The organism is Orbaceae bacterium BiB (assembly GCA_036251205.1).
GTDB lineage: Bacteria > Pseudomonadota > Gammaproteobacteria > Enterobacterales > Orbaceae > Orbus > Orbus mooreae.
In genome coordinates this window covers 2,066,317-2,087,837 of the sequence record CP133958.1, presented here as the reverse complement: position 1 = coordinate 2,087,837, position 21,521 = coordinate 2,066,317, and the positions used below count along the sequence as shown (strand labels likewise).

Annotated in this window: 24 protein-coding genes; 7 read left to right on the top strand and 17 right to left on the bottom strand. The window is 36.5% G+C overall.

The features are described 5' to 3' along the window. Positions 1-37 precede the first annotated feature (37 nt). The 8 genes from RHO11_09770 to RHO11_09735 form a co-directional block, all read right to left on the bottom strand. Entirely contained in the window at positions 38-685 is a 648-nt protein-coding gene (locus RHO11_09770; protein WVD60774.1) for a dihydroxyacetone kinase subunit L, read from the bottom strand. A gap of 7 nt (positions 686-692) precedes the next feature. Continuing rightward, positions 693-1,715 (bottom strand): dihydroxyacetone kinase subunit DhaK, encoded by a 1,023-nt coding sequence (locus tag RHO11_09765; GenBank protein WVD60773.1) that lies wholly within the window; start codon positions 1,713-1,715, stop codon positions 693-695. A gap of 72 nt (positions 1,716-1,787) precedes the next feature. Further along, the gene (locus RHO11_09760; protein WVD60772.1) at positions 1,788-2,450 is read right to left on the bottom strand and encodes a class II aldolase/adducin family protein; all 663 of its coding nucleotides are present in this window, start codon (positions 2,448-2,450) and stop codon (positions 1,788-1,790) included. A 26-nt stretch (positions 2,451-2,476) separates the two neighbouring features. Beyond that, positions 2,477-4,540, bottom strand: coding sequence for a BglG family transcription antiterminator (locus RHO11_09755; protein ID WVD60771.1), 2,064 nt, complete (start codon positions 4,538-4,540; stop codon positions 2,477-2,479). A 59-nt stretch (positions 4,541-4,599) separates the two neighbouring features. After that, positions 4,600-5,994 carry a PTS transporter subunit IIC gene (locus RHO11_09750; GenBank protein ID WVD60770.1) on the bottom strand — a complete coding sequence of 465 codons (1,395 nt, stop codon included), beginning with the start codon at positions 5,992-5,994 and terminating at the stop codon, positions 4,600-4,602. Between the two features lie 26 nt (positions 5,995-6,020). Then, entirely contained in the window at positions 6,021-6,296 is a 276-nt protein-coding gene (locus RHO11_09745; GenBank protein ID WVD60769.1) for a PTS sugar transporter subunit IIB, read from the bottom strand. An 18-nt stretch (positions 6,297-6,314) separates the two neighbouring features. Continuing rightward, the gene (locus tag RHO11_09740; GenBank protein WVD60768.1) at positions 6,315-6,791 is read right to left on the bottom strand and encodes a PTS sugar transporter subunit IIA; all 477 of its coding nucleotides are present in this window, start codon (positions 6,789-6,791) and stop codon (positions 6,315-6,317) included. Between the two features lie 247 nt (positions 6,792-7,038). Next, positions 7,039-7,425, bottom strand: coding sequence for an autotransporter outer membrane beta-barrel domain-containing protein (locus RHO11_09735; protein WVD62884.1), 387 nt, complete (start codon positions 7,423-7,425; stop codon positions 7,039-7,041). A 52-nt stretch (positions 7,426-7,477) separates the two neighbouring features. Here RHO11_09735 and RHO11_09730 point away from each other — a divergent pair, with 52 nt between their 5' ends. Together RHO11_09730 and RHO11_09725 are read left to right on the top strand one after the other, a co-directional pair. Further along, the gene (locus RHO11_09730; protein ID WVD60767.1) at positions 7,478-7,771 is read left to right on the top strand and encodes a transposase; all 294 of its coding nucleotides are present in this window, start codon (positions 7,478-7,480) and stop codon (positions 7,769-7,771) included. Continuing rightward, a complete protein-coding gene (locus RHO11_09725) occupies positions 7,768-8,625 on the top strand; it encodes an IS3 family transposase (protein ID WVD62883.1) in 858 nt (285 codons plus the stop codon). Before RHO11_09730 ends, RHO11_09725 begins: the two co-directional genes overlap by 4 nt. A gap of 21 nt (positions 8,626-8,646) precedes the next feature. Here the strand turns inward: RHO11_09725 and RHO11_09720 are convergent, their stop codons facing one another. Further along, positions 8,647-9,534 (bottom strand): hypothetical protein, encoded by an 888-nt coding sequence (locus tag RHO11_09720; GenBank protein ID WVD60766.1) that lies wholly within the window; start codon positions 9,532-9,534, stop codon positions 8,647-8,649. A gap of 312 nt (positions 9,535-9,846) precedes the next feature. Next, a complete protein-coding gene (locus RHO11_09715) occupies positions 9,847-10,056 on the bottom strand; it encodes a cold shock domain-containing protein (protein ID WVD60765.1) in 210 nt (69 codons plus the stop codon). Between the two features lie 312 nt (positions 10,057-10,368). Between RHO11_09715 and RHO11_09710 the strand changes: the two genes are divergently transcribed. Together RHO11_09710 and RHO11_09705 are read left to right on the top strand one after the other, a co-directional pair. Continuing rightward, complete coding sequence (locus RHO11_09710; protein WVD60764.1) at positions 10,369-11,052, top strand: response regulator transcription factor; 684 nt, start codon at positions 10,369-10,371, stop codon at positions 11,050-11,052. Further along, the gene (locus tag RHO11_09705; GenBank protein WVD60763.1) at positions 11,039-12,388 is read left to right on the top strand and encodes a HAMP domain-containing sensor histidine kinase; all 1,350 of its coding nucleotides are present in this window, start codon (positions 11,039-11,041) and stop codon (positions 12,386-12,388) included. Before RHO11_09710 ends, RHO11_09705 begins: the two co-directional genes overlap by 14 nt. A gap of 38 nt (positions 12,389-12,426) precedes the next feature. On the opposite strand, the gene RHO11_09700 is transcribed toward RHO11_09705, so the two are convergent. From RHO11_09700 to fabZ, 6 genes are all read right to left on the bottom strand, one after another. Beyond that, positions 12,427-14,370, bottom strand: a complete 1,944-nt coding sequence (locus RHO11_09700; protein WVD60762.1) for a MacB family efflux pump subunit — start codon at positions 14,368-14,370, stop codon at positions 12,427-12,429. 91 nt (positions 14,371-14,461) lie between these two features. Further along, complete coding sequence (locus RHO11_09695) at positions 14,462-15,634, bottom strand: efflux RND transporter periplasmic adaptor subunit (GenBank protein WVD60761.1); 1,173 nt, start codon at positions 15,632-15,634, stop codon at positions 14,462-14,464. A 199-nt stretch (positions 15,635-15,833) separates the two neighbouring features. After that, the gene (rnhB, locus tag RHO11_09690) at positions 15,834-16,424 is read right to left on the bottom strand and encodes a ribonuclease HII (GenBank protein WVD60760.1); all 591 of its coding nucleotides are present in this window, start codon (positions 16,422-16,424) and stop codon (positions 15,834-15,836) included. Beyond that, complete coding sequence (gene lpxB, locus RHO11_09685) at positions 16,421-17,578, bottom strand: lipid-A-disaccharide synthase (protein ID WVD60759.1); 1,158 nt, start codon at positions 17,576-17,578, stop codon at positions 16,421-16,423. The genes rnhB and lpxB overlap by 4 nt, the downstream gene beginning before the upstream one ends. A 66-nt stretch (positions 17,579-17,644) precedes the next feature. Next, complete coding sequence (gene lpxA, locus RHO11_09680; protein WVD60758.1) at positions 17,645-18,436, bottom strand: acyl-ACP--UDP-N-acetylglucosamine O-acyltransferase; 792 nt, start codon at positions 18,434-18,436, stop codon at positions 17,645-17,647. Between the two features lie 33 nt (positions 18,437-18,469). After that, on the bottom strand, positions 18,470-18,916 hold the full coding sequence (gene fabZ, locus RHO11_09675; protein ID WVD60757.1) for a 3-hydroxyacyl-ACP dehydratase FabZ: 447 nt from the start codon (positions 18,914-18,916) through the stop codon (positions 18,470-18,472). 228 nt (positions 18,917-19,144) lie between these two features. Between fabZ and fkpA the strand changes: the two genes are divergently transcribed. The 3 genes from fkpA to tusC are packed head-to-tail and all read left to right on the top strand — an operon-like array spanning position 19,145 to position 20,703. Beyond that, positions 19,145-19,945, top strand: coding sequence for an FKBP-type peptidyl-prolyl cis-trans isomerase (gene fkpA, locus RHO11_09670; protein WVD60756.1), 801 nt, complete (start codon positions 19,145-19,147; stop codon positions 19,943-19,945). Between the two features lie 6 nt (positions 19,946-19,951). After that, positions 19,952-20,335, top strand: coding sequence for a sulfurtransferase complex subunit TusD (gene tusD / locus RHO11_09665; GenBank protein WVD60755.1), 384 nt, complete (start codon positions 19,952-19,954; stop codon positions 20,333-20,335). Positions 20,336-20,349: 14 nt separating this feature from the next. Continuing rightward, positions 20,350-20,703 carry a sulfurtransferase complex subunit TusC gene (tusC, locus tag RHO11_09660; GenBank protein WVD60754.1) on the top strand — a complete coding sequence of 118 codons (354 nt, stop codon included), beginning with the start codon at positions 20,350-20,352 and terminating at the stop codon, positions 20,701-20,703. On the opposite strand, the gene yihA is transcribed toward tusC, so the two are convergent. Next, entirely contained in the window at positions 20,700-21,305 is a 606-nt protein-coding gene (gene yihA / locus RHO11_09655) for a ribosome biogenesis GTP-binding protein YihA/YsxC (GenBank protein WVD62882.1), read from the bottom strand. The two genes, tusC and yihA, sit on opposite strands and share 4 nt — an antisense overlap. Between the last annotated feature and the right edge of the window lie 216 nt (positions 21,306-21,521).

Genomic DNA, 21,521 nt, shown 5'->3' with positions numbered 1-21,521 from the left:
GATAGATGATAGAACTTTTTCTCACTCATCGAATGGCTTATTTATTACAAATACAAAGCTGTTGCGCAAAATTGGCATAACCTCGTAATAATAGCATTGCCACATACGCACCAGGATCCAATAGTGTTCGAGACTGCTCCCCTCGAGTGGCTGCCCTGCCATGTATAGCCAACATATGGGTTGTATTCATCATCCCCATCTGTGCACTAGCTAAGGCTTGATTAGCTAGAATATCCCATGCTTCAGTCTGGTAAGCCGCTATTAATGTTTGAACTGCGGGATACAATCCATCTAAAAAGGTCTTTTCACCAATTTGAGCCTTACCACGAGCTTGTACCCCATTAAAATAAGCTAAAAATAGTTCACCAAATTCAGTACTATCAATTGATGGACGATCTTTAAACGTTTTTCCTACTTGCATCAGGCCCGAAGCCATCAAGGTTCCCATTGTTGATGGAACAGCATTCATCATTGTTTTACCGGCAACATAGAATAGTTTACCAATATCTTGTTCATTACTATCTTGAACCGCTAAATTAGCCGCAGTAAACCCATCACTCATAGTCAAACCTAAATCACCATCGCCAACAACACTATCTAGCTCGATTAGTTGCTCTTTTTCGGACTGCATAATCGCAGCCCATTGACTAAATAGTGGTTTTAACGCTATCGCAGTTAGTTGCATACCAACCTCACAATAATTGAAACTGTTTGAAAAATGGAGTATTAACCTGTGTATTAATCAATCGTTTCAATTCATTATCCAGTTTTAATAAGCTGATTGATAAACCAGCCATCTCCATCGCGGTGGCATATTCACCAACATAAGTATGATAAATATGAATATTCTCAGCTTGTAAAATCTGTTGAACTCGCCTAAATATGACATACTGTTCTTCAAGGGGAGTTGCACCTAAGCCATTAACTAAAATAGCGACTTCATCACCACTTTGAAATGGTAAATCCATTAATATCTTAGATAAAATTTCATCAACAACCTCATCTGCAGGCAGTAATTTACCTCGGCGAAGACCTGTTTCACCATGAATCCCCATCCCAATTTCCATCTCACCATCAGCTATAGCAAATCCCGCTTTACCAACTCTAGGTACAATACAGGGGGACAAAGCAACGCCCATCGTACGGACATTATATGAAGCTTTTTGCGCAATTCGCTTAACGTTAGCCAGATCCATCATCTCCGCAGCTGCCGCGCCCGCACATTTATACACAAAAAACAGCCCCGCAACACCTCGACGAGTATTTTTTGCATTCTGGTTAGTTGGTGCAGCAGAAGCAACATCATCACCAACGACGACCGAACTTACCTTGATATTTTCTTCGAAATCAGCCATTTCAGCAGCCATGTCAAAGTTAAAAATATCACCATTATAATTACCGTAAATATATAAAACGCCAGCACCAGAATCGATCTCTTTGGTTACAGCAAGCATCTGCTTCGGGCTCGGCGATTGAAAAACGTCACCAATAGCACAACCATCTAACATACCTTGTCCTACATAACCTAAAAATAGGGGTAGATGTCCTGACCCTCCGCCCGTTGCAATGCCTACTTTACCGGCCTGTTTATAAGTAGTATGTAAGCAGTGTAAATCATTATTTGCATAAGCAAGCATATCAGGATGGGCGGTATAAATTCCTTCTAACATTTCACTAATAAAATTTTCGGGTTTATTAATAAATTTTTTCATCATCACTATTCCCTTGATTAATAAAGCTATTGAGAAAAATATCGCTTTAATTAAAGCGATATTTGATAATTCAAGCTAGTTTTTGAATTTGATTTCTGAAGGATAAGCCCACTGCTGTAGCTCTTGCGCAGCAAACCCACCAGGATCTTTGCCATTATTAATCAGTAAGGCGTGATAATAAATTTCTGCCATTTCTTCAATATAAGCGGCCTTTAGAACCGCTTCGTACGGATCTTTATCAACCGCAATCGCACCATGTTTTTCCATTAAAATAGCATCAGCTCGTTTGATAGGTTCAATCACACTATTAGATAAATCTGGCGTACCTGGACGACCATATGGCGCGACAGGAATCACTCCATCTTTAAGGTTTAAGATAGCACATTCATAGACGACCGCTGGAATCGGTCTGGCTAATACAGCAAAAGCAGTTGCATAGATGGAATGGGTATGTGAAATAGCAAATACATCAGGACGAGCTTTATAGATCTCAATATGCATCAAACATTCGCTAGTCGGACGAAGGCCTGACTCTGCTTCAATCACATTAGCATTAACATCCATGACAACAATATCTCGAGGTGTTAATAGCTGCTTATCAATGGTTGTTGGAGTCACAAGTACATATCCAGTCTCTTTGTCACGCACGCTTGAATTGCCAGCTTTATGTTTACAAAGCCCCCATTCAGCGGACTTTTTAGCCATATCAACAACATATTTTTTTTGAATCTCTAACATAGTCATGCTCCTATTAAATAATTGACTTACTGGTAGTGGGCTAATAATGAATAGATCTCATCTTGGCTCTGTGCATCTCGAATACGACTCGCGCCGTGATGAAATTCTAAAAACTCGTTAAGTTGTGCTAAGGCCTTTAAGTGTTTTTGTGGATTGTTGGTAGCTAATACAATAATTAAATCTGCTTGCATATAACCGAGAATATCAATGCGTTCTGGTAATTTGAGTAGAGACATACAAGCTTGATTGGCACCATCTTCAATACCGGCATGAGCAATGATTAAACCATCAACAAGCATAATGTATGGCTGTTCAAATTGAATTTTATCAATCATTCTTTCCAGATAATAAGGTTCAATGAATTGCCTATCGAGTAGCGGTTTTGCTGCCAGCGTAATGGTATTTTGCCAAGACAGTGCCATCGTAGGTAAAATATGAATGTGCTCAATCGGTAATAGTTCAGCTAAAGAGGGTACAGATAATTGGCTAATACGTAATGCGTGGTCACTATCGTTATCATTATATAAATACTCCGTTAACTCTTTTTGCAGTGCTTTTTTATCCACAAGGTGAGCATATTTTTCAATAATTGATATGAGTTCCTCAACTTGAATAATGCTCGGGTCGATACCTTGTAAGGTACCGATAACCTGATTTCGAAATGCATTTTTATGAAAATGGCTAAGTGAGGGATTGACGACAAATAACATTTTATCCGTCACCAAATGAGAGGTTGAAAACACAATATCATAGTAGCGGTTATACTTTTCAAACTCACGTTTTGACATAGCTGTAGCAAAGTGCAGCTCAGGTAATAAAACTTGTAACGTTAAATACAGGTAAGTTGATACTGTTGCGCTATTTTCACAGACAACAATAGCAATTTTTTTCGTTTTGATTTGGTTAATCATCCCCTCGCGAGTTAACCAACCGCCAAATAATACCGTGATAAAGGAGACCTCTTCATCAGGCATTTTGCAATGTAATAGACGTTCGAAAGGGGCGATCGCCCGGCGGACAATCTCATGTAGATGCCCAAAATCCTGTAATACGATGTCGTAAACACTATTAATGTTCGATATATGGTAACGAATACGATAATAGGCAGGTTTCCAGTGCTGATAAATCCGTTCAGTCAGTTCATTTTTATCTTTAAACGTAATACAGCTAATTTGTTCAAAATTATTGATAACGACGACAACACTTTCCAACAAAATCGCGTCGAGATGAAAATATTTATCTGCAATGGTTTGAATATTCGAGCTCTGGACTAATATTGTTAGAAAAATCTTTTCATTGCGTTCCTTAATGCCAAATTTTTCAATTAATTTTTGCATTAGATGGAAATCACGGCTATGTTCCGCTTCAGCATAATTATCAGGAAGCGTCTTAATCATTTTTCCAGCTTCAATACGTTGTAAGACAAAGCAGATAAAATAAATCAGTTCTTGTAACTGCTCATCTGTAAAGAGTATTTTAAGTTTTTTCTCAATTTCACTAAAAACATGACCAACTTGCTCAAGCTGACCTAGCGTAATACTGCTATTATCAAAAAAGATTTTCTGTGCAATTGGCATTCCAATAATCTTACGAATAATATTGAGGAGCAAATAACGCTTATTAATTTCACCACCAATAATTCGATAACCATTTTCACGATCATAGCTAACTTGTAGGTAATATGATTCAATACTATTTTGTACTTTTTTAATATCGTTGATAATTGTATTTTGGCTAACCGTTAACGCTGATGATAAATGAATAAGAGATTGCCTTGTTGTTCTCATTAATAATAAGAACATAATTAAATTACAACGTTCCTCTTCCGAATAAATATAACGTCCAGCTGTCATCGCTTCACCACTATCGCGAAACGTCTCAATTACGATTTTAGGGACACTCAATTTACCCGTTTTGAAACGCTTAATCGGTTCAAGATGATTAGACTCAAGGAAATCATTTACTTTTCTCAAACGATAACTCAGCTGTTTACGTGTTAAGGCAAACTGACTCTCTAACTCAATACCAGTTATTGTCGGATTATGAATAATTGCTGCTAATATTTGATGAATTGCTTTGTCTACGACCATGTAATCAAACCTCTCAAAGTAGTGAGCAATTCCGTTTGGTGATTGCTCACTACAACACATCAATTTATTGAGTTATCAAGACTATTTTTTTGGGCTAAAGAGGCTTCCTTTTTGAGATCTTTAGCATAGAAAAAGTAGCCAACACACCAGTACACGGCCAGCAATAGAGGAATAAAATAACCCTGTACACACTGTATTAAAAATGAAAATGCATAGGTAAATACTGGCGCATCAATCGAACTGTTTGAGATAAGTTGTTCAGGTGGAATATCAATAGCTTTAGTCATTAAACCAAGGTCTGTAATAATCGGTGCAAATTGAGTACCAACAAAAAGGAAGAACGGTACACCAATAATCGCTAAAATAACCATGCGTAGCGTATTGCCATTAGTCAGAATATATGCCGGAACAACCAACGCAATATTAATAATGCCAGCAAATGGTAGAATTTTGTTACCAGGTAGAATAATCGCCCAGATCAATGTAAAAGGAATAGCGACAATCACCGTAAACCAAATTTCGCTAGAGCCCCCCATAAATGGCCAATCCAAACCAACAAAGAATTTACGACCTGAAAAACGTTTATTCATATAATCACTAATCGCTTCTGAGATTGGCGATAATGCTTGCATAAATAGTTTAGAGATCATTGGGAATAGCATTAATGCTGTCGCGGCTTGCACGCCTAACATTAAAATTGTAGCAATATCGTATCCAGCAATAATACCGAAGATAACACCAAGGATAAAACCGATCACATGGTTTTCTGCAAATACACCAATTTTAGAACGTAATACAGCGGCATCCATCGGTTTATTCAGTGCTGGAATTCGACGCAATAGTAGATCAAAAGGGTAATAAATCGCAGCAAAAAAGAGCATACGATGCGTACACGTTACTCCAGGAATACCCGTCAGTTTTTCAATACGATGCTGATTTATATCACCCGAATTAAGCTCCATAATCGTTTGGAAAGAGGCAATAATAAATGATAAAACCAGTGCTGCTGCGCCGCCAATGATCGGACTTGCCACCGCAACAACAATAAAGGCCGTAAAAATTTTACCCCATACATTCCATAAATCAGCATTAAATGTGTTGGTTTTTTTAATCATTAACATCACAATATTTATACCGACTTGCAGTGGAAACATCAGAAATGCATACGGCCAAGCCCATGATACGTTGGCCATTGTTGTCCAACCACCATCAATAATACTGAGTTCAATTCCAGTACGATCCATCATCGTCTGTGCTGCAGCACCAATTGCACTGACCATAAAGCCAATAAGCATACTCATTCCAACAAAAGCGACACCTAATGTAATGGCTGCTGATGAAGCATCTCGGAATTTCATACGCACAATAAGACCTGCGATAAGCATAATAAACGGCACAAAAACCGGTGCCCCTAAATTCAAAATATAGTTAATTATCGAACTGAGAAAATCCATTGCGACACTCCTCTAGTTGTTGCTAATTACTTACAAGCATTAATAATTTTTTGTAGTTCAGCATCCATTCCAATGCCTGTTAAGAACGCAATACCATTAATAACGGGAATCGGATAAGTCTTATCTATCTTGGTAATAGCAATATAAGCAGCACTATCTTTCATATGACTATCAACAGATTTCAAATCGACCACTTCAACTTTAATATCATGACCTTGTTCTTTTAATAATCTCATGACTTTGCTTGCAACTGTTTGCGATGTTGCAACTCCGCTTCCACAAGCAACAATAACTTTTTTCATATATTGGTCTCCTATTGTTTAAAACTTAACTTTTGAATAAAGTAAGTGGATAAAACCTTCAGTAGTCTGACATTCATAAAGCTGTTGTAAAAAATCACCTTCAGTAAAACAAGCCATCAGAGTTTGTAATAAATTGATATGCCCATCTTTTTCAGTAAAGCCTAATAAAAAAATGAAATTGGCTTGAAGAATGCAATCATTGTTGGCCATTTCATGCCAAGCAACATTACCCTTTACACGAGTGACTGAAATGAAAGGTTTGTTGATATGCTCAATATCAGTATGTGGTAATGCCACTACGTATGGCTGAGTAGGTAAAGCCGTTGGATAGGCAGCTTCTCTTGCTTTTATCGCTGCTAAAAAGGATTGTTTAACATATCCATTCGCATAAAGAATCGGAAAAATAAAATCAAAGAATTCATCTGAATTTTTGAACGCATGATCTAAGTGAATCAGATCATTAAAAAACAGATTATTATTGTTATATTCCTCCATATACCTCTCCTAAATCAATGTTCTCAATACTTATGATTACCAATAAGCACTGTTTTACTGATTATTGATTGTAGAGAATCTCATACCAATAGACGACTTAAATTGATACCAAAAAATATCCGTTATTTTGCACCTCATTGGAATCAAGAGATAAGATAAGTCGAGGAGTGGATAAAAATGATATAAAAAAACAGCAGATTATAAAATAACCTGCTGTTTTTTCATTAAATAGCGCTAAAAAACGTAATTAGAAGCGGACTTGAGCGCCAAATGATAATCCAACATTTTGATAGTTATGATCACCGCGTTGGTAACCCACATTGACCCAAATATTGGTATGTTTATTTAAATTACTTTCAAAACCACCCTTAAATTCGGCAAGATTACGAACTCCTGATTGAGAAACCTCTGTACTATTCATTTTGATTGAGAATGGCGATGAGTTATATAACCAGTTTGTTTCTAAGAAAATACGTCCGCCTGTTTCAGTACTCATTTTGTTGGCATCCATCATCATACGTAAACCAAGTCGAGTTTGTAAGTTATTACCATTACCCGATACACGAGTGCCATCAGATTCGGTATGTGTATTAGAGTCAACACCCATCCAAATCAACTGCCCTTGTGGTTGTATGATGTGCTCCTAGTTTAGTGGAGACTTTTTAGTAACAAAAAAGGAGTCTCAAATGAGTAAAAAATACGATCCCCAATTTAAACAAGAAGCGATCAATTTAGCCCTAAATAGCGAACAAACTTATCGACAAACAGCCAATGATTTAGGTATAAATTACAAAACATTTTGTAATTGGATGTACCAAACGATGAATAAACCAACCCATCAAGCGATAAAATCAAATAAAAAACCAGACTATCACGAACTTGAGCGTCAAAATAAAGCGATGAAAAAAGAGCTTGAGCTACGTAAAAAGGAGATCGATATCCTAAAAAAGGCCGCTCAGTACTTTGCGAGCCTGAAATAGCCAGGTACGAATTTATTAAAAAGCAAAACACGCTATCTAAGCGTCGTTTATTTCATCTATTTGACGTGTCAAGTAGTGGTTACTATGCCTATTTAAAGCGATTACCGTCTCAGAGAACAGTGTTTAATCAGCAGCTTGACAAAAAGATTGAAACACTATTTGAAGATCATCGGCATCTCTATGGTTATCGGCGTTTACATGTCGAACTTTTGGAGGAAGGCTATTGTTTATCACGTGAACGAGTTCGTCGACGAATGCACAAGCTTCACCTTAAAGCAAAACAACGCAAAAAGTATAAACAAACAACGGACAGTAACCACAACAAACCGGTCGCTGAAAATATTTTAGATAGGCACTTTACCATGGACACACCTAATCAAGCTTGGGTATGCGATATAACTTACATTAAAGTGAACGGACAGTGGTTATACCTCGCGATTGTACTTGATCTCTACTCTCGTAAAATCATAGGCTGGGCGATGGATCTGCATATGGAAAGCTCGCTAGTTTGTCAAGCCTTAACTATGGCTTTGCTTCATCGGGGCTATCCAAGTAAAGTGATTGTTCATAGTGACCGTGGTGGCCAGTATTGTTCCGATGATTACCAAGCTATATTAACGGCTTATGGCTTAACGTGTAGTATGAGTCGCAAAGGTAACTGTTGGGATAATGCGGTGGCTGAAAGCTTTTTCCATACCTTAAAAACAGAATGGATTTACCGACACAAACTAGAAAATATGGCACAAGCTAAATCGATGATCTTGTGGTACATTGAGGTTTACTATAACCGAGTAAGAAAACATTCATATTTAAACTATTTATCACCTGTTCAATTTGAAGAAAAAATGATTTAATAATTTGAAAATAACTCTCCACTAAAATGTGGGCAGATCATTATTACCTGATGTCATGACTGTAGAACCATTAGTAAGAGTGATTGTGTTCCAGCTATAACTACCAATAATTCCAGAGCTGCCATCTCCTTCAGTAATAATATTTGAGTGATCCCATAATGAAACAGCACCACGGTTAGGACCGCCATTACTTCCCGACATCTGAGCACTATAAACACCATAGGCATTATTACCTTTTGTATGAACCGTGACATTATTCATCTTTGCTGTCGTCTGTAACGGCTCATCACCACGATAATTTGCTCCCCCTAAATATATACCGATGCCCTTATCAGCCGTTGTTGTTATGGTGCCATTTGATAGTTCTACTTGAGAACCAAACATAGCATAAACGCCATATTTTCCGGCGGTAATATCAAAACCATCAATTTTAGTCATATTAGCAAAGTCTTTGCCTGCGACACTGCCATTGAGATCTAATCCATGGCTTCCTGAACTAATGGTGACATTAGTTAAATCAACAGAGGAAGAGCCTGTAATATATAGACCATCACCCATTGCAGAAATATTAATACCATCTCCCGTTACGCTAGTCGCTATTGTTTGCGTACCTTGTACCATTAATCCACTACATCCAGATGTTGTACAATTAATCGTTGTATTTTCAATATTTCCCTGTGGACCATTAACGTAAGTGACGCTACCATTTGCTGTTGTATTTTTTATATCAACACCGGTACCCTTATTCCAAACATCAATACGACCAACAGATTGCCCATCAATAACATGACCGGATCGACCATCTGTAATGATAATTTGTTCTGCATAAGCAGTAGAAGTTCCAATTAATGTGGTTAAAATAAATAGATGTTTGGTGAATGATTGGGGAGTATAACAATAAGGTTTCATTTGTTTTGCCTTTAGTCTTTATAATAATTTATTTTTATGTTTTTTTCTAACGTCTAAAATTAAAGGGAGGGCTAGTATAAAAATTAGTTATCATCATGCCGCACAAACAAAATAATAACGGTCAATTTTAGCAAGAATCATGAGAGCAAACAATCGTTAGATGCTTGTATATTAATGGTTTAAGAGTAATGTGAGATAAATCAAAATATCGTCAGAAAAGTGATGATAAATATATAGCAAGAAATGAAGGAAGGTAGAAAATAAAAAACCCGTTACGTGAACGGGTCTAACATCTATTAAATAATCTTATAATTAGATTAATTTAACTTCAGCAGCCGCAGGACCACGAGCACTGTCTTGAATTACGAATTCAACATTTTGGCCTTCAGCTAATGTTTTGAATCCATCATTCATAATTGCAGAAAAGTGTACGAATACATCTTTGCTACCATCAGTAGGGGTGATAAAACCAAAACCTTTACTTTCGTTAAACCATTTAACTTGGCCAGTTTTCTTTGTCATTTTCAAAATTTCCTAAAAAATAAAACTCACTGCATATCAAAAAAGATATGCTCATTCACATAAACTTACATAACTAATTTTTAACACTTAGAGGGAGCAAAAGTTGAAAATGCAAGGAACTCACTCATCACTTTATATTCAATTCTTAATGCTTTAAAAAAGTTGCACAGCTAATGCCTCAATTATTAACGCATATTCATATATAGATAGCAAGCATAATTTTACCCTTCAGCCATAATCACATATAAAAGATTGATAAAAAGGATAATTAACCGCTAAAATACCCATAACAATAATAGAGAGAGAATACCAGTGCGAATACTTATAGTCGAAGATGAAAAATCCATTCTAAATGTGTTAGCGAAACGACTTTCTCAAGAAGGGTATGGTGTCGATATGGCTGCTGATGGGCAAGAAGCTCAAGCTTATATTGATATGGGCGTTTATGATTGTATCGTGATGGATGTTATGTTACCCATTCAAGACGGCTTAACAGTCTTAAAACAGATGCGCAAAAAACATAATAAAACACCAGTCTTATTATTAACAGCAAAAGATGGGATCGGTGATAAAGTTATTGGTCTCGATGCTGGCGCTGATGATTACCTAGTTAAACCATTTATTTATGATGAGCTGTCAGCTCGGATTCGCGCATTACTACGGCGTAATAGCGAGCAAACATCAACAGTACTACAATTTTCAGATCTCACTTTAGACTTAACAACTAGAGCGGTAACACGCGGCAATAAACAAATTGAATTATCAGCAAAAGGGTTTACCATTTTATCGTATTTTATGCATAATCCAAATCGAGTATTAACGCGCGACCAAATTATCGATCATGGATGGAATTTTGATTACGACAATGATTCCAATGTTATTGATGTTTATGTGGGTTATTTACGGCGTAAAATTGATGATGGATTTGATAATAAGCTACTACACACAGTACGTGGTGTTGGCTATGTACTGAGAGATTACAATGAAAAAAATTAGCATTAGAACCCGTATCACATTATGGTATACCTTGCTATTAATGATTTTTTTAGCTATCGGCGTTGCGGGTTCCTATAATGCTATGTATGAAATATTATTAGAGCAACAACGTAATGGAATGCAAAAAGGCGCTCATAATTTAGCACGTTTAATTGCTAAATCAGATAACCCTATGCAATTTTCGCTAACAGATAAAAGATCCCCACCGAAAGACGTTTACTTTGCTTTTCTGAATCAAGAAAATCAAGTTAAAGCTGGACAGTATGAAGAATGGATGCTTGAGTTACCAAAAGAACTAGATCAAATACGGACGATTGAGCATGATGATTTATATTGGTTCGTCTATGACTATCCAGTCTATAAATACAATACTGAAATTGGTTGGATTAGAACAACCATTGATACCACGGCAACCTTTCAAGCATTACAAGCGATGCGAGAACAGGGAATTATCTTTATTATACCGTGTTTATTATTAGCCGCTTTAGGTGGATTTTTAATTACCCGCTGGGGTTTAAAGCCAATTAAAAATATTGCTATTGCCGCTAAAGAAATTGGTGCAGGTGATCTATCAAAACGAATTGAGCTTGATGCAGCAAAAGATGAAATCGGTGAACTATTAACTGAATTTAACCATATGGCTGATAATTTACAAAATGTCATCGAGAGAGAAAAACAGTTTAGTTCAGATGCTTCTCACGAAATTAGAACCCCTATTGCAGTTATTATTACTAATGCTGAATATGCTATCGAGAGTCAAAATCTGGCCATTTGTACCCAAACATTATCTCTTATTATTAATAAAAGTAAGCATATGCAGCAGATGCTTTCACAGTTAATGATCCTAGCGCGAGGCCATGAACAAGCTCAAGCAATGGAGCTTGAACAACTTGATATTAGTAACGTCATTACAGATATCGCAGAAGAGCGTTCGCCGAGAGCAGAAGAGAAAAATATTACGATCAATATAGACTCAGAGCATGGCATTATCGTCAATGCAGATTTGATGCTACTTTCCCGTATGATAACCAATTTGATTGATAATGCAGTGCAGTATGGTAAAGAGAGTGGATATATCAATATTGATATTTATAAGGATAAAGAGACAAAAAAAGCAGTTATTTTAGTCGTTGATAATGGTATTGGCATCGCTCAAAATGATTTACCATTTATTTTTGATCGATTCTACCGTGCCGATAAATCCCGTTCGCAATCCGGGTCCGGATTAGGATTATCTTTTGTTGACTTCATCGTCAAACTGCATAAAGGTCATATTAGTGTTGATAGTCATTTAGGTAAAGGGACTTGTTTTAAAATTGAACTACCACTAGCTTAGTACTATTCATACCAAGCTAGTATACAAGACGTGTGAACTTAATCGCGAGTTAATGCTTCAATTGGATTAAGTTTAGCAGCATTTTTAGCTGGCATAAAGCCAAATACCACACCGATAATCATCGAGAAAATAATCGATAATATCATGACATTAGTCGAATAAGAGAGGGTCATTGAACCCGATAGAAACCACTGTAATGCGGTACCAATTATTCCAGAAAAGACCAAACCAAATATACCACCGATCATACAGATAAGTACTGCTTCAATTAAAAATTGTTGCATAATATCTGACTGCTTAGCACCAATTGCCATACGTAAACCAATTTCTTTTGTACGTTCAGTTACAGAAACAAGCATGATATTCATAACCCCAATACCACCTACAACAAGGGATATCAAGGCAATACCTGAAATCAGTAAAGTCATCGTTGCAGCAGTACTTTCAATGGTCTGTTTAATACTGTCAGTATTAATAGTGAAAAAATCTTTACTGCCATGGCGCTGGGTTAATACTTGGATAATATTATTTTCAGCCATCTGCGAACTAACACTATCGGCAACTTTGACTGTAATAGAGCTAATATATTTATCGCCAGTAAATTTATTCATCACTGTCGTATAAGGCGCCCATAATGTTAGCGTGTCATTAGACATGCCTATCGTAGTTAATTTTTGTGTAACACCAATAATTTTTAATGGCTTTTTATTAAAAATTATTGTTTTCCCTAAAGGACTTTCGCCATTTGCAAAAAGCTTATCTTTAACATTTTGATCAATCACAACAACCGACGCATTCTCTTTGACATCCTGCATATTAAAAATACGTCCAGATTCAAGTTTAACCCCTTTTACATCAAAATATTGTGAACCGACACCATTTAACTTAGCCGTAAGCGATTCATTTGCAAACGTGATAGTACCTGTCGTCGAACTATTGGGTGTTGTGCTATCGACATAATTTTGTTGCGCTAAAAAATTAGCATCATTAACTGTTAATGTTTTTATTTTATTGGAACGCATATCACCAAAATTCTTTCCTGGCATAATATCAATGGTATTTGTCCCCATTGCATTAATATTTGCCATAATACTCTGCGTTGACCCCTGCCCTAACGCAACCACCGTAACCACTGAGGCAATACCAATAATAATACCAAGCATCGTTAAAAGTGAACGCATTTTATGAGACAAAATAGCCTGAACCGACATTTTAAATGATTCAAATAACATGTATTTACAATGCGAAAAAAAGTTACGCGCTTTACTTTTTACTGGCTTTAACGTGGAGTAGATTTCATCATTTTGTCTATAATCAGCAATCACTTCACCATCTTTAATCTCAATCACTCGACTAGCATAATTAGCAATATTCTTATCATGCGTAACTAAAATTATTGTATGACCCTTACGGTGTAAGTTGATGATAATATCCATCACATTTTCACCACTTTTAGAATCAAGTGCCCCTGTCGGTTCATCAGCTAAAATGATTTCTCCACCATTCATTAAGGCCCGCGCAATACTGACACGCTGCTGTTGACCACCAGAAAGCTCATTAGGTTTATTCGCTAATTTATGTTCTAACCCTAAATCAGTTAATAACTCTTTAGCTCGAGTTCGGCGCTCATTGATATTGCTACCGCTATAAATCGCAGGTAATGCAACATTATCAATGGCACTTAAATTACTCAGTAAATTATAACGCTGAAAAATAAAACCAAACGTTTTAGAACGAAGTTCTGCTAGTTGATTATTATTCATTTGGCTCGTTTCAACGCCATTGATTTGATAAGAACCAGACGTAGGGGTATCTAGGCAACCTAATATATTCATTAATGTTGATTTACCCGAACCAGATTGCCCAATAATTGCGACAAAATCGCCTTTTTCTATTGTTAAATTAATATCTTTTAAGGCGTAAACAAGATTATCGCTACTACCAAAGCATTTATTAATTTTACTAATTTTAATAATATCCATCACTGACTCCTGCTGGGCTATTTTTAAGTGTTATTAAAAATTAACCATTAACTTGTTCACTTCACTCCCCAATAAAAAATAGAGTAAAGCATTACATCATACGAGGGCCTCTTACATTCCCCATTGAACTGTTAATTTCCTGTGTTGTCATTTGTGATAAGACGACTTTCTCACCTTCAGTTAATCCACTCGTAACCTCAATATTAATACCATCAGATAGACCGGTAGTAATAACTTTTTCGACAATCAGATTATCACTTCCTTGAACCTTGACATAGTTTTTACCATTACGTTCAACGATTGCTGAAACGGGGATGGTTAATACATCGTCTTTATGAGCAATTTTAATAGTATCTTGAGTTGTCATACCAATACGTAATTTCCCTTCTGGATTAGGCACTTCAAGACGTCCATAATAGTATATCGCTTGGTCAGAACTATCACCTTGAGCGTAGCTACCATTAGTCAATGTTGTTAGACCTGGATCAATCTCTTTTAATGTTGTCGTAAACACCTCATCTGGAGACGATAAAATAGAATAGGTTACAGGCATCCCCGGTTTAATTTTATTAATATCCCCTTCTGAAATCTCCATCAAGATCTTCATTTCACTTAAATCAGCGATCTGTACGATGGTCGGTGTGGACATTGCCGCATTAACTGTTTGTCCTTCTTCTACTGGAATAGATACCACGGTACCATCAAGTGGTGAAGTTATTTTGGTATAACCTAAGTTTACTTTAGCGGTATTTAATGATATCTGCGTTTGAGATATTGATGACTTAAGTTCAACAACCTTAGATTTTGCTGTTGCATAGGCGCTTTCTGCCTCTTCTAAACTGGCTTTCGATGTTGCTTTTTGTGCATATAACGTTGTTTGTCTATCAAACTCTGATTTTGCAACAACAAGTTGAACTTTTGATGCCTCATACTGAGCCCGATAACTTTCTAATTTAGCCTCTTCGGTATCATAAGTATTTTGCTGTGTTGTTGAGTCAATTTGAGCAATTAAATCGCCTTTTTTAATCGTTTGCCCAAGCTTAACATATAGCGTCTCAATTTGGCCGGAAACCTGAGCACCAACGGTGACAAGTTGAATTGCCGTAACTTCACCCGTTGCACTCACTTCTTGGCTAATATTTTGTTTATGTACAGGAACAGTGATGTAATGGATATCATCACTCGTCTTAAACACAAAAAAGTATAGTGCGATACAAATCACTACAATAATAGCAACAATAATAAGTTTGAGATTCTTTTTCATAAAGTAACCTTAATTTAAATTCATCCACTTCTGCAAATTAAGCACTAATATAATTGAAGGGAATGAAAACTACATGAAAATAAGATGAAGAAAATTTCATTTTCAATTTAATTGAATGGCAAAAAGATAACAGATATTAGTCCAATTACGTTGAACTAATAACGTTATAAATTTAAAAATAAAGTAGTTTATCAATAAACTAGCGAGTTAATAATTTTTTTACCGGTGCAAAACTGGTGCGATAAATCTGATTCACGCCATGTTGAGCTATCGCATCTAAGTGCGATTTTGTTGGATAACCTTTATGTTGGGCTAATCCATAATGTGGATAGATTTTATCAAGCTCAGCCATTTCCCGATCTCTCGTCACTTTTGCTAAAATCGATGCAGCACTAATCTCTTGTACTAAACTATCGCCTTTAACAACGGGTTGTGCTGGAATCCCAAAATCAGGGGCTCGATTACCATCAACTAAGACTAAATCAGGTTTTATGGATAAACCGGCAACAGCCCTTTGCATCGCTAGCATCGTTGCATGCAAAATATTTAATGAATCAATTTCTGCAACACTAGCTCTTGCAACACACCATGCTAATGCATCACGTTTAATAATATCGAACAGATATTCACGTTTTTTCTCTGAGGTTTTTTTTGAATCAGTGAGACCAACAATCGGTTTTTTAGAATCTAAAATAACCGCAGCAGTGACAACATCACCACATAGTGGCCCACGTCCCACTTCATCGACACCCGCGATTAAACCAGCATCGAGTGGATAAACAAAGATCATAGTTTAACTCCAATCACATCTAATACCGCCTGTGCAGCCTGTTCATCAGCATTACAACGAATTTGTTGATGAAGTGATAAAAAAGTCTCTTTGAGGGATGAATTATCACTATTGAAAATACCGATAATTTGCTGAGCAATATTCTCCGCCGTGCAGTCATCTTGCAATAATTCGGGAACAATTTCTTTACCGGCTAAAATATTTGGCAAAGAGACATAAGGTGTTTTAACCAATTTTTTAGCTAACCAAAATGTAAAAGGTTTCATTTTATAACCCACTACCATTGGGCATTTAGCGAGCATACACTCTAAGGCGACAGTACCAGATGCTAAAATAGCAGCATCACTCGCAATCATCGCTTCCCTTGCTTGACCATCAAGTAGCTGTACCGACAAATTCGGAGCAATCAGCGCCTTAATCTCCTCAAACTCCACCCGTCTTTTGGAATTTGCTAGAGGAACAACAATATATAAATTAGGAATAGCAATAGCGATTAATTGCGCTGCTTTCAAAAATGGTTCAGACAACAGCGTAACTTCAGCATGCCGACTCCCTGGGAGTAAAGATAATACTTTTGCATCTAAAGGAATATTCAGTTTTTCTCGCAAACCTATTTTATCTGGGCATAATGCAATATCATCAGCCATTTTGTGACCAATGAAACGACAAGGTACCTGATATTTATCATAAAAAGCTTTTTCAAAAGGCAAAAATGTTAAAATTAAATCCGTATTACGTTTAATCTTAAACACTCGCTTTTGTTTCCATGCCCAAACTGAAGGACTAACATAATGAATAGTTTTGATTCCTGATTGTTTTAACTTACCTTCTAAACAGAGATTAAAATCAGGAGCATCAATACCAATAAATAGATCTGGCTTTAATGTTTGAATTTTTTTAGTGATATCTTTGCGAATGAATAAAATTCGTCTTAGCTTACCTAAAACTTCGACAATTCCCATTACAGATAATTCATCCATTTGATACCAAGCTTCGCAGCCCTCAGCCTGCATTTTAGGACCAGCAATACCAATAAAACGGATATTAGGATAATGTGTGCGGAGGGAACGAATTAAACCAGCTCCCAGAATATCGCCAGAAGTTTCTCCAGCGACAATCGCAATGGTTAACATTCGTTGCTGCGGCTTATTCATGATTAATACACTATTGAGTTGATTGAATAAAAGAAAGATGCATCACGAATGTGATGCATACTATTATTAACGAATAATTCCACGAGTAGAACGAGCAAAAAAATCAAGGAATAGCTGAGCTTCAGGGTGCTGAGCTGCAATGATACCGATTTGCTCTTTGGCTTCATCCAAAGATAAACCATTACGATATAACTCTTTATAACTATTACGTATTGCGTGCAAAGCTTCTTTACTAAAACCACGACGCTTCAATCCTTCAAGATTAACGCCATGAGGGATGGCGTGGTTACCTTGCGCAATAACATAAGGTGGAACATCTTGAGCAACGCCAGAACAACCACCGACCATAACATGAGAACCAATAATACAAAACTGATGAACGGCAGTCATACCACCAATAATAACAAAATCATCAAGTTCAACATGGCCACCAAGTGTCGCGTTATTCGCTAGAATACAACGATTACCAATTTGACAATCGTGGGCAACATGGGCATTGATCATTAATAAATTATCACTACCAATACGGGTCAAATTAGTCCCTTGCACTGTACCACGATGGATCGTTACGCTTTCTCGAATGCGATTGCGATCACCAATTTCAGTACGGGTTGGTTCACCCTGATACTTCAAGTCCTGATTAACTTCACCGATTGAAGCAAATTGATAAATTTGATTATCTCGACCGATTTTTGTATGACCATTAACCACGACATGAGACTTAAGCTCAGTGCCTTCACCAATTTCAACATTTTTACCAATAAAACAAAACGGTCCTATTTTTACATTAGCACCAATAACTGCTCCATCTTCAATGATAGAGCTTGGGTGAATTACAGCTAATTTATCAATTGCCATAAGTATTCCTTAATATCGAGAATCCACCAATAACTATTTACGAGCACACATCATTTCAGCTTCGCAAACTAGCTTACCATCCACGGTTGCAATACCATGGAATAGAGCAATTCCTCGACGTTCTTTGATGTAGGTAACATCAAGAATCATTTGGTCTCCAGGAACTACTGGACGTTTAAAACGTGCCTTATCAACAGATGCAAAATAGTAGAGTTGTCCAGGTGTCAATTCTTCAATACTTTTGAAAGCTAAAATACCAGTGGCTTGTGCCATTGCTTCCAAAATCAAAACGCCGGGAAAAACCGGTTTATTAGGGAAATGACCTTGGAAAAACGGTTCATTCACCGAAACGTTTTTAATCGCTCTTAATGTTTTACCCTTTTCATAGCTAACAACGCGATCAACCATTAAAAATGGGAAACGATGTGGCAATAAACGAATGATTTCGTCGATATCAAGGGAATTTAATTCAGTACTCAAAATAATCATCCTTCTTTGTAATAATTATATCTGCTGGGCATTATAACTGATGTTATGGTTTGGGGGAATCATTTCAAATGATTATTTACTTGATTCGCATAAATCACCGACAGATAAAATATAATGATTTTGTAAATTGCATGCTATTGCTCTTAGATTTGTATATAATACAGCGACTATTGTATACAATAGCCAAATCTATTCGAGATAAATTATGGAGAGTCTAGGATGAAATCATTATTAAAAATGACACTGATCGGTAGTGCAATTGTATTTGCATTAGCAGGTTGTGATGATAAAAAAGCAGAAAAAACCACAGATACACAACCATCCACAGTTCAAACAACTGAGAATGGTGCGGCTGATCAATCGATTAATATTGAAGTCGATCCATCTAAAGAAGCTTATGCTATTGGTGTATCTTATGCTAATTTCTTAAAATTTAATGCTGAAAAAAGCGATCTAAATCTTGATCACAAAGAAGTAATCAAAGGTTTTATTGATGCATTAAATGGTCAATCTAAATATAATGAACAAGAAATTCAATTCATTTTAACTGAATTGGGTAATCGTTTAAACAAAGAACAACAAGAACGTTTAACGGCTGAAAAAGCAACTAGTACTGCTGTCGGTGATAAATTCCGTACTGAGTTTGCCGAGCAACCAGATGTGAAAAAAACTGATAGTGGCCTACTTTATGAAGTGATTACTCCGGGTACAGGCCCACATCCAACGGCAGAAGATACTGTTATCGTTCATTATACTGGCACATTAGTAGATGGTACGAAATTTGATAGTTCTTATGATCGTGGTGAACCAACTCAATTTCCATTAAGTAGTGTTATTCCTGGCTGGACTGAAGGGATTCAATTAATCGGTACTGGCGGAAAAATTAAATTAGTTATTCCACCAGAATTAGCTTATGGTGAACAATCTCCAAGCCCTAATATTCCTGTAAACTCAACGCTTGTTTTTGAAGTTGAATTATTAGGTATTAATAACGATCAAGCAAAACAACCAACTGAATAATTTAGTGTGAGTAACACTTCACTCAATTATACTGTTATTGTAATGGGTCCCGCCTATGGGACCCAATCTTCTTATTGTGCTTATCAATTTTGTCACTCTTTACTATCTCGTTCTAAGCACAAACTAACCTCTATTTTCTTCTACGCTGACGGTATCTATAACGCAAATAGTTTAACCAATCCAGCCAATGATGAGTTTGATCTAGTCAATGCATGGCAAAGACTGGCTAAAGAGTATCAAGTTAAACTCTCAGTCTGTATTGCAGCTGCGCAACGACGTGGAGTTGAAGATAATGGGCAAATGAATAATGTTGCGACTCAATTTGAGTTAGTTGGGCTGGGTGAATTAAGTGAATCAATCTCGCAAAGTGAGCGAGTGATACAGTTTTAACTGAGGGTGAAAAATTGAAAAAAGTTGCTATTATTTTTAATCATCCACCTCATGGTTCAGCAAGAGGTCGAGAAGGACTAGATCTATCCTTAGCACTTTCCGATATTAATCAAATCTCTATATTTTTTATTAATAATGGTGTATTTCACTTACTTGAGAATCAGCAACCAGATAAAATCTTACTACGCGACTATATCGCAACATTTGGCATGTTAGAGCTTTATGATATTGAGAACATCTATATCTGTCAGCAATCTTTGATAGAGAGAAAGATAGATAGATTGCCCCACGTAATAGATGGAGCATTAGTTGATAAACAAACGATAGTTAAACTATTAGCGGATCACAATGCCATCATACAATTTTAGTCTTGTTGGCTAAACCATTCATTAAGTTTCTGTTTTAGCTGCTCTAACCCACTACGTTTTAATGAAGAAAATGTTGTAACTGTAATATCACCTTGAAAAGGTAAAATTGCTTCTTGAACCATATTAAGCTGGCGTTTTTGCGCACCTGAAGCCAATTTGTCACATTTAGTGAGTAATAACATCACTGAAAGATTAGACTCAACAGCCCAAGCAATCATCTGCTGATCGAGATCCTTAAGCGGATGACGAATATCCATTAAGATAACTAATCCTTTTAAGCTTTCGCGCTTTTGTAGATATTCACCTAACGCTTGTTGCCATTTAATCTTTACAGTTTCGGGAACCTGAGCATAACCATAACCTGGTAAATCAACTAGGCGACAATTGGGTTCAACCTCAAATAAGTTAATTAATTGAGTTCGTCCAGGTGTTTTACTGGTTCTAGCTAAGCTTTTCTGATTAGTTAACGTATTAAGTGCACTGGATTTACCCGCATTAGAACGACCAGCAAATGCAATTTCAACACCAGAATCCTCAGGTAAATGATTGATATCAGGCGCGCTCGTTACAAAATATGTTTTTGCATAATTTAATTGACCCACTGACATCAAATACCACCTTTAATTTTATTATTTGGATTCATCATAATCCTTTAAATCGCCATTTATAACAGCTAAGTACGTTTTAAACTAACACAGAAAAAACCATTATTTTCTATATTGAGATTAGCAACCTAATTTGAGCCTGAATTCTATCGCAATAAAGATTGTGATTGCAACTATTAAAACGTCAATATATCGCAAGAAAGGAGAAAGAGA

Excerpts from the sequence above, each read along its gene's own strand:
- RHO11_09700 (WVD60762.1), bottom strand. The coding sequence starts at position 14,370 with ATGGATATTATTAAAATTAGTAAAATTAATAAATGCTTTGGTAGTAGC.
- rnhB (WVD60760.1), bottom strand. The coding sequence starts at position 16,424 with ATGATCTTTGTTTATCCACTCGATGCTGGTTTAATCGCGGGTGTCGAT.
- RHO11_09740 (WVD60768.1), bottom strand. The coding sequence starts at position 6,791 with ATGGAGGAATATAACAATAATAATCTGTTTTTTAATGATCTGATTCAC.
- RHO11_09765 (WVD60773.1), bottom strand. The coding sequence starts at position 1,715 with ATGATGAAAAAATTTATTAATAAACCCGAAAATTTTATTAGTGAAATG.
- RHO11_09755 (WVD60771.1), bottom strand. The coding sequence starts at position 4,540 with ATGGTCGTAGACAAAGCAATTCATCAAATATTAGCAGCAATTATTCAT.
- RHO11_09720 (WVD60766.1), bottom strand. The coding sequence starts at position 9,534 with ATGAAACCTTATTGTTATACTCCCCAATCATTCACCAAACATCTATTT.
- RHO11_09745 (WVD60769.1), bottom strand. The coding sequence starts at position 6,296 with ATGAAAAAAGTTATTGTTGCTTGTGGAAGCGGAGTTGCAACATCGCAA.
- fkpA (WVD60756.1), top strand. The coding sequence starts at position 19,145 with ATGAAATCATTATTAAAAATGACACTGATCGGTAGTGCAATTGTATTT.
- RHO11_09730 (WVD60767.1), top strand. The coding sequence starts at position 7,478 with ATGAGTAAAAAATACGATCCCCAATTTAAACAAGAAGCGATCAATTTA.
- RHO11_09770 (WVD60774.1), bottom strand. The coding sequence starts at position 685 with ATGCAACTAACTGCGATAGCGTTAAAACCACTATTTAGTCAATGGGCT.
- RHO11_09705 (WVD60763.1), top strand. The coding sequence starts at position 11,039 with ATGAAAAAAATTAGCATTAGAACCCGTATCACATTATGGTATACCTTG.
- lpxB (WVD60759.1), bottom strand. The coding sequence starts at position 17,578 with ATGAATAAGCCGCAGCAACGAATGTTAACCATTGCGATTGTCGCTGGA.
- RHO11_09715 (WVD60765.1), bottom strand. The coding sequence starts at position 10,056 with ATGACAAAGAAAACTGGCCAAGTTAAATGGTTTAACGAAAGTAAAGGT.
- RHO11_09695 (WVD60761.1), bottom strand. The coding sequence starts at position 15,634 with ATGAAAAAGAATCTCAAACTTATTATTGTTGCTATTATTGTAGTGATT.
- RHO11_09760 (WVD60772.1), bottom strand. The coding sequence starts at position 2,450 with ATGTTAGAGATTCAAAAAAAATATGTTGTTGATATGGCTAAAAAGTCC.
- RHO11_09750 (WVD60770.1), bottom strand. The coding sequence starts at position 5,994 with ATGGATTTTCTCAGTTCGATAATTAACTATATTTTGAATTTAGGGGCA.
- lpxA (WVD60758.1), bottom strand. The coding sequence starts at position 18,436 with ATGGCAATTGATAAATTAGCTGTAATTCACCCAAGCTCTATCATTGAA.